This is a genomic window from Streptomyces lacrimifluminis (genome assembly GCF_014646095.1).
GTDB classification, from domain to species: Bacteria; Actinomycetota; Actinomycetes; order Streptomycetales; family Streptomycetaceae; genus Streptomyces; species Streptomyces lacrimifluminis.
The window spans coordinates 70,260-87,662 of record NZ_BMMU01000019.1 but is presented as its reverse complement, the minus strand read 5'-3'; the positions used below and the strand labels follow the sequence as shown (position 1 = coordinate 87,662).

The window sequence follows — 17,403 nt, the reverse complement described above, 5'->3', positions numbered from 1 at the left end:
CGGTCCTCGCCCGGCGGATCTGCACTCACCTGAAACCTCTTCCGTTCCCTGATCGTCGCCTCATTTCATCAAATACGACGGGACATCGCGGACCGACCGCGAAGACGTGCCCAGGCACGCACCGGTGTCCCGCCGCACAGTTCTGTTCCCTTGGCCCTGCACAGACCTCTCCCTTGTTCCCCCTCGTCCGCGGGCGGTTCAGGCCTATCGACGGGCTCGGCGGCACCAGCCTCCGTACACCGGCGCGGGCAACGGGGCGTCGTCCCGGCAAGGACGACGGACCGCGCGCGGAGGCGTCACGACCGGACGGTGTCGGTCAGGGCGATGCCGGCGGTGATCTGTTTGCCGACCGACTGCCGCTCGATGACGAGGTCATGGGCGACCGCCTTGACGATCTCCAGACCGTGCTGGCCGATCCGGCCGGGGTCGGCGGTTTTGGCCGTCGGCACGGTGGGATCGCTGTCCCAGATCACGACTTCCACCATGGCGTCGGTGATGCGCAACTCCATCAGTATCGGACCCGGCGCGTACTTCAGGGCGTTGGTGATCAGCTCACTGACCACCAACCGGGTCAGGTCCATGGCACGCGAGGAGATGGTCAAGCCCTTCTCGACCCGGGCCCGGGTGAGGAAGTCGGCCGCGTGGTGGCGGGCCTGAGCGATGCACCCGCCGTCTCCGCCCAGGGCGTAGCCGGCCTGGATCACGTATGCGTCAGGCTCAATACGCTCCCTGTCGTCGGGTTGCGACTCCACCGGCACCGTCCTTCTGCTCCCCGTGGCCCCAGGGGTACGTGTACCCGCCACACCTCGTACATCACGGGCGGTGTTCTACGCCACAACCCGCCAGGCGCCTCCCGCCCGGCGGTACGGCACAATCGTCCTCACACACGCTGCCCCGCGCAGCCTGAGCGCAACAACTGAGGAATCGGTGACCGACAACCAGGTAACGGGCCCGTCAGGCCGGCTGCGCATCACCCACACCACCGCCAAGGGCATCCGCCTGGTGTCTCTGCACGGCGAAATCGATCACCACGTCAGGGACGCTCTGAGTCAGGCACTGCTGCCCGCGGCCACCGCCGAGCATGAGGGGAGCCATCGGATCGTGGCGGACCTCAGTGGCGTGACGTTCCTCGACTCCAGTGGCATCAACGTCTTTCTCCAGGTGCACGAGCGCGCCGACGCCGCCCAGGGATGGCTGCGGCTCGCCGCGGTCCAGGCACCGGTGATGCGAGTCCTCCACCTCGTCGGACTGGACACGGTCCTCGCTTGCCACAGCACCGTCGAGCAGGCTCTGGACGCCTGATCCTCGCGCCGGGCTACGGTCACGAACGTTTTCGTATGTGCGGGCCTGAGCACGGCCGGTAGCGCCTTGCGGCCGTGCCCTGCGCGTTTCCGCGCTCTCCGGTGGGGACTCGGCGCCCGTGGTGGCGTACGGAGCGGAGCAGCGGGTACGGGTGCCCGCATTGCGGGCGGCGTGGCTGACGCAGACGGTCGTGCACTGGCCCTTTCCACCACGGACGGTGCAGGCGATGCTGCCCGAGGGCCTGGTGGTGGACGCGTACGCGGGGGCCGCCTGGGTGGGTTTCACGCCCTTTGTCATGGCGGACGTCCGGCCTCCCGGCGTACCCGCACGGATGCCCGATGTCCCGACGTTCGCTGAGACGAACCTGCGGACCTGCGTCCGCCACCGGAACGGGCGCGACGGGCTGTGGTTCCTGTCCGTCGAGGTCGCCTGCCCGCTGATGGTGGCGGCTCGTGCCATCGGCGCGCCCTGCAACCCTGCAACCCTGGCACCCTCAGCGTCTCCGCAGGCGGCGGCGCCGTCTCCAACCGCCCGTCGCCCGTCGCCCGAGCACAGCGGCCGTCGCCCTGCCGGCCGCAGGGCACGAGTGGGGGAGCGCCGCCCCGGCTTCGCCTCGGTGTCGTCCCTGAACCGGCGACCGGAGGCCGGTCCCGCGGAGCCGGGCTCGGTTCGGTTGCCTCGAACCCGTGCGTGAGCATTTTTGAACGTGTTCAACAGAGGCGTACGCTGCCTCCATGAGCGACAGAGCCGCCCTGCTCAAGGGCATTCGTGCCTGGCTGTTCCTCTTCTTGGCGGGTCTGGTGCTCAGTGGCGCCACGGCCTTCCCCCTCGTGCACGAACTGCGCTGGACCGAGAGCCTGTTGCGGACCCTGTCCGTCGCCGAGCACCTGCCGGGGCTGATGGCGTGGATCGAGCGGGTACGCGAAGGGCTCGACGCCACCGACGAGCGGTACCCGTTCGTCCTCTACGGCACGGACTGGCTCGCCTTCGCCCACCTCGTCATCGCGGTCGCCTTCTACGGGCCCTACCGCGACCCCGTACGCAACATCTGGGTCGTCGAGTTCGGGATGATCGCCTGCGCCGGGATCATCCCGCTCGCTCTTATCTGCGGGCCGACCCGGGGGATTCCCTTCTGGTGGACGGTGATCGACATCTCGTTCGGGGTGTTCGGGGTGATCCCGCTGTACGTCGTACGGAAGCGCATCAAGCGGTTGGAGCAGCTGATCGCGGCGCCTCCGGCCGCTGCCCACGTCATCGTATGAAGGCCGCCTGTGCGATGCGCGCACCGACGGGATTCATGCCCTGGCCCTTCGCGTCGGTCGAGTTGACGCTGTAGACGAGGGTGCGGGACAGGTCGCGGGTGGCGGCGATGACCGAGTTGTAGCCCCACCGGCCGCCCGACTTCAGCCACAACTCCGTGCCGTCGGGGGTGACATACCGCTGGAGACCCGCGCTCATCGTGGCACCGGGCACGCCGGCCGGGAGGGTGAACATCTCCGTCAGCTGCGGCTGCGGCACGACCCGCCCGCGGAACAGAGCGATCAGGAACCGCTCCAGATCCGCCGTCGTGGAGATCATGGCGCCCGCCGCCCAGCTGTCCGTGGTGCCCCACACCGTGACGTCGCGGTACTCCGTCGTGCCGTCCGCGCCGGCCACGGCCTGGTAGCCGTGGTTGTGCGGCCCTCGGATGTCCGGGTCGGTGCCGGGGAAGCAGGTGTTCCGCATGCCCAGCGGGGCGAACACGCGACGGGCCGTCTCCTGCTCGTACGAGTGGCCGGTGATCCGCTCGATCAGCAGCCCGAGCACGGTGTAGTTGATGTTGAGATAGTGCTGCTCGGTGCCCGGCGCGAACTCGGGCTTCCTGGCGGTGGCGTCGGCGACCATCTCGCGGAGCGAGTGGAGGTCGAAGCGGTGCGCGTACCACTCCTCGAAGGTCGTACCGGTGCCGTCGGCGGCCGGGATGCCGCTGGTGTGGTTCAGGAGTTGGCGCACGGTCACGTGTTCGTACGTGCGGGGGACCAGGTCCGGAAGATAGCGCCGGGCCGGCCGGCCGAGGTCCACCTCGCCCTCCGCCGCGAGCTGGAGCACGACCGCCGCCGTGACCGCCTTGGTCGTCGATCCGGCCCGGAAGCGCGCGTCCGGTTCCGCCGCCCGCCCGCTCGCCAGGTCGTGCACCCCCGCACTGCCGCGCCAGCCATCGCCGGTGCCCCCGACCCGTACGAGAGCCGCCGTCGCGTCCGCATCCGGTAACCCGGCGAGTGCGGCACGCAGCGCCTCGGCGTCCGGGCCCGAGCCCCGTGCGGTCGCCGGGGTGGACACGGAGAGGGAGGCGGCTGACGCGGGGGCGGCAAGGGCGCCGGCCGGCAGGGCGAGGCCGAGCGTGAGGACGGTCGCGAGGGCTGCGGCGCGGGCGGGACTGCGCATGCGCATGTGCATCGGCTGCTCCTGCGGGTGGCTGGTGTCGATGCTCACATCCTTGATCTTTACGGTGCGGCGCGGATCCTCGGTGAGGAGGACGCCGACCCTGGTCTCGGCGTGAGGGCAATTGGCGTACCGCGTCCGGATCTTGTCGGGGATCGCACCTAGGGCCCGTGTCCTGACGTCCCGGGTGGGAGAAAAAACTGTTATCGGCGGCGCCCCCGGTCCGTCTCCTCGGGAGACCTGGCAGGGGAACTGGTGTGCCACAGGGCGACGTAAGGTGCACACACGTGCGAGAAAGGGCTTTTGTGGACGGGCGCCAGTGGAGTTCCACCATCGCTGCGGCGCAGGCCGGTGACCGGCGGGCGCTGGACGAGCTGGTCGCGGGCTGGCTGCCGCTGGTCTACAACATCGTCGGCCGGGCCCTGAACGGTCACGCGGATGTGGACGACGTCGTTCAGGAGACGATGCTCCGGGCCGTCGACAACCTCGGTTCGCTGCGCGACCCGGACAGCTTCCGGTCGTGGCTCGTCGCGATCGCGATGCGGCAGATCCGGGACCGCGCACGCCGCCGTACGACCGACGCCCTGCGCGACGAGACCGCCGACGGAGCGGCCGACTTCGCCGAACTCACCGTACTGAGGCTCCAGTTGGAGGGGCAGCGGCGCGAGGTCGCGGAGGCGGTGCGCTGGCTCGACGACGAGGACCGGCAACTGCTGTCCCTGTGGTGGCTGGAGGTCGCGGGCGAAGTCACCCGCCGTGAGCTGGCGGCGGCCGTCGGCATCAGCCGGCAGCACGCCGCCGTCCGCGTCCAGCGGATGAAGGAGCGTCTGGAGGCCTCGCGCGGAATCGTCCGGGCGCTCGACGGCGCCTGCCCCGACCTGCGGGAACTGACCGCCCGCTGGGACGGCGACCCGGACTCCGTGTGGCGCAAGCGGCTGGCCCGGCACATCAGGGGGTGCGCGTACTGCGCGAGCCCCGGTGAGGCGGTCGTCGTACCGGCGGAACGGCTCCTCGTCGGCATCGCGCTCGTCCCGCTGCCCCTCGGCTTCACCGTGTCGCTGGCCTTCGGCGGCAAGACGGCCGTCGCCGCCACCGCCGGCGCTTCCGTCGGCTGGTCGGGCAAGGTGCTCGGCGCCCTGACCAAGCCGGCCGTCGCCCTGAGCGCCGGGGCGACGATCGTCGCGGGCGGCGCGTACGTCATGACGTACCCCGCCAAGGACCCGCCGCCGGCCGTCGCGGCCCCCACGGCCCGCCCCCAGCCCCAGGCGCCGACCGCCTCCCCGCCCCGGTCCCCGTCGGCATCCCCCTCTCCCTCTCCCTCTCCCTCCCTTTCCCCCTCACCCTCACTCCCGGCCTCGCCCTCCCCGTCGGCGACGCGGCCGACGGCGGACCTGTACGGGACGGTCGTCGACGCCGTCGACACGGCACCCGACCCGAACGCGCGGCCGGCCGCCCTCCCGCGCCGGCCCGGGGCCGGGATCACCAGCACCGGCGGCGCGCACGCCACCATGAACCACCGTGGGGACAGCGTGACCCTCACCGGCCAGGGCTATGTCCTCGTCCGATGGCAGATCTCGCCGCAGTACCGGGCCGGAGGTCTGGTCATGCCGACCTGGACCGGCCTGAAGGGCAGGCTCTTCCACGTGGCCTCGGGCGGTGGCCGCCGGATGGACGACCGGGTCAGCGGCACCGACGGTTCCGCCACCGGCATGGGCAACTCGACCACCGGCTACGCCGTCCCGCCGGCCGGCACCCAGCAGATGTGGCAGAACGAGTACTTCTACGTCGACGGCAGCGTCACGCTCACCGTGAACGAACGGGGCGCCGACTACGGCCTGAGCGTCTTCCCGACGACCTGGGACAAGGCCGAGGACGATGTGACCAGCGGGCCCCCCGAGGGCGCCACGCGCTACGGCCTGGTCCGCGACACCGGCAGGGACGACACCCCCGTCCCGCAGTACGTCACCCGGGACAGCCCGGCCGGCCCGGCGACCGTGGCTCAGGAGTCCCGCGTGTAGGCACCGGCACCGTGTTCGATGCCTTCGATTGGCCAGGAACCCTTCAGCCCTTGCGCAGCGCGCACAACGTGTCGATCCGGTTGGTGGTGATCGAGTCGACGCCGGCGTCCAGCAGCCGCCGCATGGCACGACGGGTGTCGGGAGTCCACACCGACAGCAGGTGACCGCCGCGGTGCACCCGTGCCGCGAGTCTCCGGTCGACCAGGGCGAAGCGGTAGTTGAGCCAGCGCGGACGTACGGCCGCGAGCAGGGCGGGGCGCGGCGGCGCGAGGGTCTTCCAGGTCAGGGCGATCTCGGCGGACGGATCGGCCGCGCGCACCGCGAGCATCGCCGGGGCGTCCGCGCAGTAGTACACGCGGTCCTGCGCCCCGCACTCCCGCACCACGTCCATCACTCGCCGTACCGCCCGCACATCGGGCGACCCCGGCAGATCGATCATCACCCGGCTGCCCTCGGTCACGGCCAGCGCCTCCGCGAGCGTCGGCACCCCGCCCTCCGTCAGCCCGCGCACCTCGGCCGCCGACAGGACGGCCAGCGGCCGGTCCCGCTCCCACAGCCGCTTCAGCGTCGCGTCGTGCAGCAGCACGGGCACGCCGTCCCGGGTGAGCCGTACGTCGATCTCGACAGCGTCCGCGCCCTGATCGAGCGCGGAACGCAGCGAGTCGGTCGTGTTCTCACGGACGCGGTAGGGGTCGCCGCGATGTGCCACGGCGGTCACGTTCTGCATGGGCCCATTGTGCGTGGACGGTGCCGGTGATGTTTCTCAGGGGGCGAGCCATCCCGAGGTGTACGTGTCGATCTCGGCGGCCAGCGCGGCCTTGCCCGCCGGGTCGAGGAAGGAGGCCTCGACGGCGTTCTTGGCGAGGTCGGCGAGACCCCACTCGTCGAGGTCCAGCAGCCGGGCGGCGACCGCGTACTCGCTGTTGAGGTCGGTGCCGAACATCGGCGGGTCGTCGGAGTTGATCGTGACGAGGACGCCGGCCCGTACGAACTCCTTGACGGGGTGCTCGTCGAGCGTACGGACCGCGCGCGTGGCGATGTTGGAGGTCGGGCAGACCTCCAGGGCGATCCGCTGCTCGGCGAGATGGGCGAGCAGTCCGGGGTCCTGCGCGGAACTCGTACCGTGCCCGATGCGTTCCGCGCGCAGGTGGTTCAGCGCGTCCCAGACGGTCTCCGGGCCGGTGGTCTCGCCCGCGTGCGGCACCGACCGCAGTCCGGCGGCGATCGCCCGGTCGAAGTACGGCTTGAACTGCGGCCTGGGTACGCCGATCTCGGGCCCGCCGAGCCCGAACGAGACCAGCCCCTCCGGGCGCAGCCGGTCGTCGGTGGCGAGCCGCACCGTCTCCTCGGCCGATTCGAGCCCGGCCTCGCCCGGGATGTCGAAGCACCAGCGCAGTACGGTCCCGAACTCGGCCTCGGCCGACTTCCGGGCGTCCTCGATCGCGTCCATGAAGGCGCGCGCGTCGATGCCGCGGCGGGTGGAGGAGAACGGGGTGATGGTCAGCTCGGCGTACCGGATCTGCTGCCGGGCCATGTCCCGGGCGATCTCGTACGTCAGCAGCCGCACGTCCTCGGGGGTGCGGATGAGGTCCACGACGGACAGGTACACCTTGATGAAGTGGGCGAAGTCCGTGAACGTGAAGAAGTCCGCCAGGGCCTCGGGATCGGTGGGCACCTGGGAGTCGGGGTGGCGGGCGGCCAGCTGCGAGACGATCCGGGGAGAGGCGGAGCCGACGTGATGGACGTGCAGTTCGGCCTTGGGCAGCCCGGCGATGAAGGCGTGCGGGTCACGGACGCCGGCTGCGGCACGCTGGTCGTGGTCGGTCAAGGGTTCCTCCCCGGGAACGGCGCCCGGACCGTACGGCGGTCGGCGGGACGCGGGTGATCGGCTGATCGATGACTCGGGGATCATCGTAGGCCGGGCCCGCGGGGAGACGCCTGTGGATTCCGGCCCGGGGTGGGACGGGGTGCGCCAGGGTGGCAGGGGCGGGCGGGGCGGGGAGGCCGGATGTGTCCCGTCGCCCGGTGATCGCGGGCCGTAGCATGACGGAACGCACCAACGAGGGGACCCCACGCATGTCCGACGCCGCGCAGCCGCCGCACTCACCGGAGAACATTCCCGCGGAGGGGGCGAGTTCCGAGGGCGCGGCGACCGGCGAAACCGTCAGCGACAGCCCCGCGAACGGCACGCCCGCGCGGGTCCCGCTGGACAAGCCGCCGACCGGGTCCGCCGCCGGCACGACCGGTTCCGAGCCCGAGTTCAATCCCTGGGCGCCGCCGGTGGAGGACACCCCTCGCTCGGGTTCCGCCCCTGACGGCCCCGGCAGCACCGTGTTCTGGAGCGGCGGCGACACCCCACCGAACGCCCGCACCGGCCCGCCCGCACCCGAGGACTCCCGGCCCTGGGCCGATCCCTTCGCCGCACCCGGGGCTCCCGCGGCCGGGACCCCGCGGGACAACCCCTTCGCGCCCTCCACGCCTTATGCCTCCTACCCTCAGCCCGCCGCACCCGGCGAACCGGTCCCCCCGCCGCCCATAGCACCCGACGGCCCCGGACAGGCCCCGTACGGCTACCCGGCCTACCGGCCCGCTCCGTTCGGACAGCCGGACTACGGCTACCCGCAGCAGTCCGGATACGCCGTCTCCGGGCCCGCGCATCCCGCGCCCCCGATGTACGGCGGCTACGGCTGGGCCCCCATGGCGCCCCAGCCGATGAACGGCCTGGGTACGGCCTCGCTCGTGGTCGGCATCGTCTCCGCCGTCTTCTTCTGCCTCTGGCCGCTGGCGATCATCCTGGGCATCCTCGCCGTGGTGTTCGGCCTGATCGCCCGTGGCAGGGCCCGCCGGGGCCAGGCGACCAACGCGGGCCAGGCGCTGGCCGGGATCATCTGCGGTGTCGCCGGCATCATCCTCGCCATCGTGCTCGGCGTCGTCGTCATCGTGTTCGACGAGGAGGGGTCAGCGAACGACCTCGACGGCAGTTACTCGACCTTCCTCTCCCAGCAGGTCTAGGGAGCGGGTCGAGCGGGCACCGCCGGGGGCCTCGGAAGACGGTCTCGCACGGCGGCGGCACGCAGGGCGCGGTCGAGCCGCTCGCCCGGCCCGTCCCCCTCGACCTGCGCGGGAGATCCGGACCGACTCCACCGCTCCAGCAGCGTCCGGGCGAACCCGGGGAGCCGCTGGAGTCCGGCGTACGAGGGTGCGAAATCCGCGCCTGGCGTGGGTGGCGGGGTCGGTCCTGGTCGGCGGTTCGGTCGCGGGGGTGTGACCGGTGTTCGTTCGGCTTCCGCAGCTCTTTCGGCCCGCGAGGTGTGGAACGCCCGTTGGGCGGGGTGCCTGGCCCACGCGCACCTGGCATGAGTGGTGGTGCCGCCCCGGGCGGCGGTTTTGCCGCGGGGGCGCGACCCGGGCTCCTTCGGCTGCCGCCTCCCCCAGCGGCCCATGGCAGACAGGTCGCGCGGCCAGCGGAGCGCTACCCCGCCCGCAACCGCTCCCGCGCCGCCATCAGCGCGAACCCCAGCAGGTTCGGCCCCCGCCACCGCTCGGGGTCCATCGCCGCCTCGTCGTCCGCGGCCAGGCCGATGCCCCACACGCGGTCCACCGGGCTCGCCTCCACCAGCACCCGCTCGCCCGTGCCCAGCAGAAATCCCCCCAGGTCACTGTGCGCGGTGAACTTGTGGACGCTGCCCTCGACCACGATCCCGAACCGCTCGCGCTCCCATACGGCCTGGTCGAAGCCGCGCACGAGCCGGCCGGCCCTCTTCGCCAGGGCCGGGTTCGGCGCTGTGATCGCCTGCCGCTCCGCCTCCGCGTCCTCGAACAGGCGGGCCTTGGCGGCCATCATCCAGTGCTCGGCCGTCGTGTACTCCACCCCGTCCACCGAGAACGTGGACGGCCACCACTGGCTGAGACAGCTCGCCCCCACACGGCCGTCCGGGCGGGACCGGTGCCCCCAGAAGTGCAGGTACTTGACCCGGGCCCCCGCACGGACTTCCCTGGTCAGGGTTTCCAGTGAGCAGATCTGCCCCGACTGCTCCGGGTTGGCGGTGTTCGCAGCGATTTTCCCCATGCACGCGAGTCTGGCATCCGCCACTGACATCGCGTCCTCCTATTTCCAGGCCGACTGGACACCTGGTCGACAGATTCCGTCGCGTAACCAAAAGGAAACAACGGAATCACTTGTTGCAGTCCACTTACTCTGTCAGGATCGGCACTCAAATCGACCTGGAGCTACGTTGACCCCCGCAGTAAGGGGAGGGTGACGGAGGAGAGCGACATGCACAGTCCGGGCCATCGCTTCCCGGCGCAGGAGCGCCTCGCGGCCGGCGCGCAGTACATCGCCGGCCGTCTGACCCGCGGCACCTCCGGCCGTACGCACGCGGTCGTCGACCCCGCCACAGGCGACGCGGTCTACACGTACGAGCTGGCCGGTCGCGCCGATGTGGACGCCGCCGTCGCCGCCGCACGCGCGGCCTTCCCGGGCTGGGCCGGGGCCACCCCGGGCGAGCGTTCCGACGCACTGCACCGCTTCGCGGCCGTCCTCGCCGAACGCGCCGAGGAATTCGCGCGCGCCGAGTCCCTCCAGTGCGGCAAGCCGCTCAAGCTGACCCGCGAGTTCGACGTGCCGGGGACCATCGACAACACCGCGTTCTTCGCCGGCGCCGCCCGGCACCTGCAGGGGCAGTCGGCCGGGGAGTACTCCGGTGACCACACCTCGTACGTCCGCCGGGAACCCATCGGCGTCGTCGGGTCCATCGCGCCCTGGAACTACCCCCTCCAGATGGCCGCCTGGAAGATCCTCCCGGCGATCGCGGCCGGCAACACGATCGTGCTCAAGCCCGCCGAGCTGACCCCGCTGACCTCCCTCCTCTTCGCCGAGGCGGCCACCGCGGCCGGGATCCCGGACGGCGTCGTCAACATCGTCACCGGGACCGGCAGGGAAGCCGGTGAGCGTCTCGTCGGGCATCCCGATGTCGCCATGACGTCCTTCACCGGGTCCACCGCCGTCGGCAAGCGTGTCGCCGAGGTCGCCACCGCCACCGTCAAGCGGCTCCACCTGGAGCTGGGCGGCAAGGCACCCTTCGTCGTCTTCGACGACGCCGATCTCGACGCCGCCGTCAACGGCGCTGTCGCGGGCGCCCTCATCAACACCGGGCAGGACTGCACGGCCGCCACGCGCGCGTACGTGCAACGGCCGCTGTACGAGGAGTTCGTCGCGAGAACGGCCGCCCTCATGGACACCGTCCGGCTCGGTGATCCGTTCGCCCCGGGCACCGATCTCGGGCCGCTCGTCTCGCACGCGCAGCGCGACCGGGTCGCCGGTTTCGTCGAGCGGGCGCGTGCCCACGCGCGCGTGGTGACCGGCGGCGAGGCTCCCCAGGGGGAGCTGAAGAGCGGTGCCTACTACCGGCCCACCCTGGTCGCCGACGCCGCCCAGGACAGCGAGATCGTGCAGTCCGAGATCTTCGGGCCGGTGCTCGTCGTCCTGCCCTTCGACACCGACGAAGAGGGCATCCGGCTCGCCAACGACACGCCCTACGGGCTCGCCGCCTCCGCCTGGAGCCGGGACGTCTACCGGGCGAACCGCGCCACCCGCGAGATCAAGGCGGGCTGCGTGTGGGTCAACGACCACATTCCGATCATCAGCGAGATGCCCCACGGCGGGTACAAGGCGTCCGGCTTCGGCAAGGACATGTCCGCGTACTCGTTCGAGGAGTACACGCAGATCAAGCACGTCATGTTCGACAACACCGCGGTTGCCCGCAAGGACTGGCACCGCACGATCTTCGGGGACCGCTGACCGGACACAGGCCGACCGACCAGCGGCCGAATCACCCTCCCGAAAGGGCATCACGCGCATGGAGCAGTACGAGCCCGACCGCCTCTCCCCGGCCCAGGTGGCCGCCATGCGGCGCAGCTTCCGCAATGGCAGGGCCGCCCTGACCCGCCGGTCCCTGCTGCGCGCCTCCGCGGGCGGCGCCCTGGTGGCCGGTGGCCTCGGTGCGCTGACCGGCTGCGGCATCCCCGCGGCCGGCAAGACCGCGGGAGGCGTCTCCGCGGACGACCACTCGGCCAAGGAGAAGACCGTCAGCTTCTCCAACTGGACCGAGTACATGGACGTCGACGAGAGCGAGAAGCACCATCCCACGCTCGACGCGTTCACCGAGCGGACCGGCATCAAGGTCAAGTACACCGAGGACATCAACGACAACGTCGAGTTCTTCGGCAAGATCAAACCGCAGCTCGCGGCGGGCCAGGACACCGGCCGGGACATCATCGTCCTCACCGACTGGCTGGCCGGCCGGCTGATCCGCCTCGGCTGGGTCCAGAAACTGGACCCGTCGAACCTTCCGCACGCGTTCGCGAACCTGTCGCAGCAGTTCCGCAGCCCCGACTGGGACCCGGGCCGCGCCTACTCCTACCCCTGGCAGGGCATCTCGACCGTCATCGCCTACAACAAGAAGGCGCTGGACGGTGTCGAGGTGAAGTCGGTCTCCGACATGCTCGACAACCCCAAGCTGAAGGGGCGCGTCGGGTTCCTCTCCGAGATGCGCGACAGCATCGGCATGACCCTGCTCGACATGGGCAAGGACCCGGCGAAGTTCACCGACGACGACTACGACGCGGCTGTGGCCCGGCTCCAGAAGGCCGTCGACAAGGGCCAGATCCGCCGCTTCTCCGGCAACGACTACACGGCCGACCTGACCTCGGGCGACTTCGCGGCCTGTATCGCCTGGGCGGGTGACGTGGTCCAGCTCAAGGCGGACAGCCCGGACATCGACTTCATCATCCCGGACAGCGGCTACATCACGTCCAGCGACAACATGCTGATCCCCAACAGGGCGCGCCACAAGACGAACGCCGAGCGGCTCATGGACTACTACTACGAGCCCGGCCCGGCCGCCGAACTGGCCGCCTACATCAACTACGTCTGTCCCGTCGACGGGGTGAAGCCCTACCTCGCGAAGATCGACGAGTCCGCGGCGGACAACCCGCTGATCATTCCCGACGCGGCGATGGCCGCGAAGTCCCACGCCTTCCGGTTGCTGAGCCAGAAGGAAGAGACGGCGTACGAGGAGAAGTTCGCGAAGTTGACGGGGGCGTAGCCCCGCCTGCCCCAGCGGTGCGAAACCCCTCCGACTCCCCAAGGACCACACCATGACCAGCACAGACCACGGCGGCGACGTCCGTCTCTCCGGGATCAGCAAGACCTACGGCTCCTTCACCGCCGTACACCCGCTCGACCTCACCGTCCCGCAGGGTTCCTTCTTCGCTCTGCTCGGTGCCTCCGGCTGCGGGAAGACCACGACCCTGCGGATGATCGCGGGCCTGGAGGAACCGTCCTCCGGGACCGTCTTCCTCGGTGACCAGGAGGTCACGAACCTGCCGCCGTACAAGCGGCCGGTGAACACGGTCTTCCAGTCGTACGCCCTCTTCCCGCACCTCGACATCTTCGAGAACGTCGCCTTCGGCCTGCGCCGGCGTGGCATCAAGTCGGTGAAGAAGCAGGTCGAGGACATGCTGGAGCTCGTACAGCTCGGTGAGCAGGCGCGCAAGAAGCCGCACCAGCTCTCCGGCGGCCAGCAGCAGCGTGTCGCCGTGGCCCGCGCGCTGATCAACACCCCCCGGGTGCTGCTCCTCGACGAGCCGCTCGGCGCCCTCGACCTCAAGCTGCGCCGCCAGATGCAACTGGAGCTGAAGCGCATCCAGACCGAGGTCGGCATCACGTTCGTCCATGTCACGCACGACCAGGAGGAGGCCATGACCATGGCCGACACCGTCGCCGTGATGAACGCGGGCCGGGTCGAGCAGCTCGGGTCGCCCGCCGACCTCTACGAGAACCCGCACACCACCTTCGTCGCGAACTTCCTCGGCACCTCCAACCTGATCGAGGCCGAGGTCGACGCCAGGAGCGGCGACGAGATCGTCCTCAGGGCGGGCGGCGGCAAGCTGCTGCTCCCCGAGGCGCGCTGTTCCGCGCCGACCAGGACCGGCGGCAAGGTGCTGGTCGGGGTCCGTCCCGAGAAGATCTCCCTCACACACGCGGACGACGCCGGGGACATCCCGGCCGGCCGCAACCGGATCACCGGGAAGATCGCCGCGACCAGTTTCATCGGCGTCTCCACGCAGTACGTCATCGACAGCCCCGTCTGCCCCGAGTTCGAGGTGTACGTCCAGAACATCGACCGCGACGCCAGGCTGGCCCCGGGTGCGGAGGTCGTCCTGCACTGGAACCCGGCCCACACCTTCGGCCTGGACGCCGATCAGGACATAGAGGCAGGCGTCGGGACGGTCGACGAAGAGGCGGCCGTCTGATGGCCACCGCGACCCCCGACGCGCCGCCTCTGGCGCCCGCACCGGCGAAGAGGCCACCGCGGAGAAGAGGCCGCTGGACGCCGTACTGGCTGCTCCTGCCCGGCCTGCTCTGGCTGTTCGTGTTCTTCGCGCTGCCGATGGTCTACCAGGCCTCCACGTCCGTGCAGACGGGCTCCCTGGAGGAGGGCTACAAGGTCACCTGGCACTTCGCGACCTACTGGGACGCGCTGGCCGACTACTGGCCCCAGTTCCTGCGCTCGGTGCTGTACGCGGGCGCCGCCACGATCCTCTGCCTGATCCTCGGCTATCCGCTCGCGTATCTGATCGCGTTCCGCGCGGGACGCTGGCGCAACCTGATCATGATCCTGGTCATCGCGCCGTTCTTCACCAGCTTCCTGATCCGTACGCTCGCCTGGAAGACGATCCTCGCGGACGGCGGCCCGGTCGTCGGCGCCCTCAACTCGCTGCACGTCCTGGACGTCACCAGCTGGCTCGGCATCACGGCCGGGGACCGGGTGCTGGCCACGCCGCTCGCGGTGGTGTGCGGTCTGACGTACAACTTCCTGCCGTTCATGATCCTTCCGCTCTACACCTCGCTCGAACGCATCGACGGACGGCTGCACGAGGCGGCCGGCGACCTGTACGCCAGGCCGTTCACGACCTTCCGCAAGGTCACCTTCCCGCTGTCGATGCCGGGTGTCGTCTCCGGCACGCTGCTCACCTTCATCCCGGCGAGCGGCGACTACGTCAACGCCGACCTGCTCGGCTCCACGGACACCCGCATGATCGGCAACGTCATCCAGACGCAGTTCCTGCGCATTCTCGACTATCCGACGGCCGCCGCCCTCTCCTTCATCCTCATGGCCGCGATCCTCGTCATGGTCACCCTCTACATCCGCAAGTCCGGGACGGAGGACCTGGTTTAAATGGCCTTCGTGAATTCGATCGGGCGCTGGCTCAAGAGCCATTTCGTCGTCATCGCGGGACTCTTCACCCTCGGCTATCTCCTGCTGCCGAACGTCGTCGTCACGGTGTTCTCCTTCAACAAACCGAAGGGCCGCTTCAATTACGCGTGGCAGCAGTTCTCGACGGACGCCTGGCGTGACCCGTGCGGGGTCGCCGACCTGTGCGGATCGCTCTCGCTCAGCCTGCGGATCGCCTTCTGGGCGACCATCGGGGCGACCGTCCTCGGCACGATGATCGCCTTCGCGCTGGTGCGGTACCGCTTCCGCGCGCGGGGCGCCGTCAACTCCCTCATCTTCCTGCCCATGGCGATGCCCGAGGTCGTCATGGCGGCCTCGCTGCTCACCCTCTTCCTCAACCTGGGCGCACAGCTGGGCTTCTGGACGATCCTGATCGCCCACGTCATGTTCTGCCTCAGCTTCGTCGTCGTCGCCGTGAAGGCACGCGTGATGTCGATGGACCCACGGCTTGAGGAGGCCGCCCGGGACCTGTACGCGGGCCCGGTGCAGACCTTCGTACGCGTCACCCTGCCGATCGTCGCCCCCGGCATCGCGGCGGGCGCGCTGCTCGCCTTCGCGCTCTCCTTCGACGACTTCATCATCACCAACTTCACCGCGGGCTCGACCGTCACCTTCCCGATGTTCGTCTGGGGATCGGCGCAGCGCGGAACGCCCGTTCAGATCAATGTCATCGGTACGGCCATGTTCCTGATCGCCGTCCTGTTCGTGCTGACCGGAATGGTCATCGGCAACCGCCGGAACAGGCAGAAGAGCGCATAGCCTCGTTCCCGGCAATTCGTGTTCACAGTCATTCGTAGGGAGTTGGAATCATGGCCCCAAGCGCCATGACCCATGGAATCGTAAATCGCTGGACCAAGTCTCTTTCCGACGCCCAGCCGGTCGCGTACTGGCTGGACGACCCGGGCAGGCCCCATCCCGAGCCCGCCCTCACCGGCGCCGAGAGCTGCGATCTGCTGGTGGTGGGCGGCGGTTACAGCGGGCTGTGGACCGCGCTGATCGCCAAGGAGCGCGACCCGCGGCGGGACGTCGTGCTCGTCGAGGGCCGCGAGGTGGGCTGGGCCGCCTCGGGCCGCAACGGCGGCTTCTGCGCCGCCTCGCTCACCCACGGCCTGGCGAACGGCCTCGCCCGCTGGCCGGACGAGATCCACCGGCTCCAGGAACTCGGCGCGCACAACCTGGACGAGATCGAGAAGTCGGTCGCCCGCCACTCCCTCGACTGCGACTTCGAACGCACCGGCGAGATCGACGTCGCCACCGAACCTCACCAGGCCGCCGAACTCCGTTCCTGGTACGAGGAGTTGGGCCGCAAAGGCCTCGCGACCGGCATCGAGTTCCTGGACACGGAGGCGGTACGGGAGCAGGTCGCGTCCCCCACCTTCCTGGCCGGCCTGTACGACCGCACCGGCGTCGCGATGCTCAACCCGGCGAAACTGGTCTGGGGCCTGAAGCGGGCCTGCCTGCGCCTGGGCGTCCGCGTCTACGAGCACACACCGGCGCTCACCCTGCGGTCGTACGGCGCCGGAATGGCCGTACGCACGCCCTACGGTTCGGTCCGCGCCCGCCGGATCGCGCTCGGCACGAACATCTTCCCGAGCCTGGTGAAGCGTGTGCGGGCCTACACGGTCCCGGTCTACGACTACGCGCTGATGACCGAACCCCTGAGCGAGGCGCAGCTCGCGGACATCGGCTGGCACAACCGTCAGGGTCTCGGGGACAGCGCCAACCAGTTCCACTACTTCCGGCTGAGCGCCGACAACCGCGTCCTGTGGGGCGGTTACGACGCGATCTATCCCTACGGCGGCCGGGTGCGCGCGGAGTACGACGACCGCCCGGAGACCTACGCCAAGCTGGCCGACCACTTCTTCACCTGCTTCCCGCAGCTGGAGGGCGTCCGCTTCACGCACGCGTGGGGCGGCGCGATCGACACCTGCTCGCGCTTCTCGGCGTTCTTCGGCACCGCGCACGGGGGCCGCGTGGCGTATGCGGCGGGGTTCACCGGCCTCGGTGTCGGTGCGACGCGCTTCGGGGCGGACGTCATGCTGGATCTGCTGGCGGGGGAGCGGACGGAGCGTACGTCGTTGGAGATGGTTCGCAAGAAGCCGTTGCCTTTTCCGCCGGAGCCGTTCGCGTGGACGGGGATCGCGTTGACGAAGTGGTCGTTGGCGCGGGCGGATGAGCGTGGGGGGCGGCGGAATCTGTGGCTGAAGGCGATGGATCGGTTCGGGTTGGGATTCGACAGTTAGCAGCTCGTTCGTCTGCTGCGGGTCGGTGGGGGCTTGTCGCGCAGTTCCTCGCGCCCCTCAGGGGGCGCGTGCGCCCAGCTTTTGGCTGTGATCCGGTTCACTCCCAACACCTGGCGGAAC

General features: G+C 70.3%; 15 protein-coding genes and 1 pseudogene. 11 read left to right on the top strand and 5 right to left on the bottom strand.

Features of this window, described 5'->3' with window-relative positions:
* Positions 1 to 296: 296 nt before the first annotated feature.
* Positions 297 to 752 carry an ATP-binding protein gene (locus IEY89_RS25790; RefSeq protein WP_373287294.1) on the bottom strand — a complete coding sequence of 152 codons (456 nt, stop codon included), beginning with the start codon at positions 750 to 752 and terminating at the stop codon, positions 297 to 299.
* 175 nt (positions 753 to 927) lie between these two features.
* On the opposite strand from IEY89_RS25790, the gene IEY89_RS25785 reads away from it, so the two are divergent.
* The 3 genes from IEY89_RS25785 (at position 928) to IEY89_RS25775 (ending at position 2,564) form a co-directional block, all read left to right on the top strand.
* On the top strand, positions 928 to 1,302 hold the full coding sequence (locus IEY89_RS25785; RefSeq protein WP_229695424.1) for an STAS domain-containing protein: 375 nt from the start codon (positions 928 to 930) through the stop codon (positions 1,300 to 1,302).
* A gap of 118 nt (positions 1,303 to 1,420) precedes the next feature.
* Positions 1,421 to 1,996, top strand: a complete 576-nt coding sequence (locus IEY89_RS41985) for a DUF2071 domain-containing protein (protein ID WP_189149884.1) — start codon at positions 1,421 to 1,423, stop codon at positions 1,994 to 1,996.
* Between the two features lie 40 nt (positions 1,997 to 2,036).
* A complete protein-coding gene (locus tag IEY89_RS25775) occupies positions 2,037 to 2,564 on the top strand; it encodes a hypothetical protein (RefSeq protein ID WP_189149883.1) in 528 nt (175 codons plus the stop codon).
* On the opposite strand, the gene IEY89_RS25770 is transcribed toward IEY89_RS25775, so the two are convergent.
* Positions 2,554 to 3,726 (bottom strand): serine hydrolase domain-containing protein, encoded by a 1,173-nt coding sequence (locus IEY89_RS25770; RefSeq protein WP_373287296.1) that lies wholly within the window; start codon positions 3,724 to 3,726, stop codon positions 2,554 to 2,556. The two genes, IEY89_RS25775 and IEY89_RS25770, sit on opposite strands and share 11 nt — an antisense overlap.
* A gap of 284 nt (positions 3,727 to 4,010) precedes the next feature.
* Between IEY89_RS25770 and IEY89_RS25765 the strand changes: the two genes are divergently transcribed.
* Positions 4,011 to 5,741 carry an RNA polymerase sigma factor gene (locus IEY89_RS25765; protein ID WP_373287293.1) on the top strand — a complete coding sequence of 577 codons (1,731 nt, stop codon included), beginning with the start codon at positions 4,011 to 4,013 and terminating at the stop codon, positions 5,739 to 5,741.
* A 43-nt stretch (positions 5,742 to 5,784) separates the two neighbouring features.
* Here the strand turns inward: IEY89_RS25765 and IEY89_RS25760 are convergent, their stop codons facing one another.
* Together IEY89_RS25760 and IEY89_RS25755 are read right to left on the bottom strand one after the other, a co-directional pair.
* Positions 5,785 to 6,468 carry a glycerophosphodiester phosphodiesterase gene (locus IEY89_RS25760; RefSeq protein WP_189149882.1) on the bottom strand — a complete coding sequence of 228 codons (684 nt, stop codon included), beginning with the start codon at positions 6,466 to 6,468 and terminating at the stop codon, positions 5,785 to 5,787.
* Between the two features lie 36 nt (positions 6,469 to 6,504).
* Positions 6,505 to 7,687 (bottom strand): annotated as a pseudogene (locus IEY89_RS25755) (adenosine deaminase).
* A gap of 130 nt (positions 7,688 to 7,817) precedes the next feature.
* Between IEY89_RS25755 and IEY89_RS25750 the strand changes: the two are divergent.
* A complete protein-coding gene (locus tag IEY89_RS25750; RefSeq protein WP_189149880.1) occupies positions 7,818 to 8,753 on the top strand; it encodes a DUF4190 domain-containing protein in 936 nt (311 codons plus the stop codon).
* Between the two features lie 460 nt (positions 8,754 to 9,213).
* Here the strand turns inward: IEY89_RS25750 and ybiA are convergent, their stop codons facing one another.
* Entirely contained in the window at positions 9,214 to 9,810 is a 597-nt protein-coding gene (ybiA, locus tag IEY89_RS25745) for a riboflavin biosynthesis intermediates N-glycosidase (RefSeq protein WP_373287292.1), read from the bottom strand.
* A gap of 207 nt (positions 9,811 to 10,017) precedes the next feature.
* Between ybiA and IEY89_RS25740 the strand changes: the two genes are divergently transcribed.
* From IEY89_RS25740 to IEY89_RS25715, 6 genes are read left to right on the top strand one after another with little or no spacing between them, the layout of a single operon-like run.
* The gene (locus IEY89_RS25740; protein ID WP_189149878.1) at positions 10,018 to 11,541 is read left to right on the top strand and encodes a gamma-aminobutyraldehyde dehydrogenase; all 1,524 of its coding nucleotides are present in this window, start codon (positions 10,018 to 10,020) and stop codon (positions 11,539 to 11,541) included.
* A 58-nt stretch (positions 11,542 to 11,599) separates the two neighbouring features.
* Complete coding sequence (locus IEY89_RS25735) at positions 11,600 to 12,847, top strand: polyamine ABC transporter substrate-binding protein (RefSeq protein WP_189149877.1); 1,248 nt, start codon at positions 11,600 to 11,602, stop codon at positions 12,845 to 12,847.
* Positions 12,848 to 12,899: 52 nt separating this feature from the next.
* Complete coding sequence (locus IEY89_RS25730; protein WP_189149876.1) at positions 12,900 to 14,057, top strand: ABC transporter ATP-binding protein; 1,158 nt, start codon at positions 12,900 to 12,902, stop codon at positions 14,055 to 14,057.
* Positions 14,057 to 14,983 (top strand): ABC transporter permease, encoded by a 927-nt coding sequence (locus IEY89_RS25725; protein ID WP_189149875.1) that lies wholly within the window; start codon positions 14,057 to 14,059, stop codon positions 14,981 to 14,983. The genes IEY89_RS25730 and IEY89_RS25725 overlap by 1 nt, the downstream gene beginning before the upstream one ends.
* Entirely contained in the window at positions 14,984 to 15,799 is an 816-nt protein-coding gene (locus IEY89_RS25720; RefSeq protein WP_189149874.1) for an ABC transporter permease, read from the top strand.
* A gap of 50 nt (positions 15,800 to 15,849) precedes the next feature.
* Positions 15,850 to 17,283 (top strand): NAD(P)/FAD-dependent oxidoreductase, encoded by a 1,434-nt coding sequence (locus tag IEY89_RS25715; RefSeq protein WP_189149873.1) that lies wholly within the window; start codon positions 15,850 to 15,852, stop codon positions 17,281 to 17,283.
* Positions 17,284 to 17,403 lie beyond the last annotated feature (120 nt).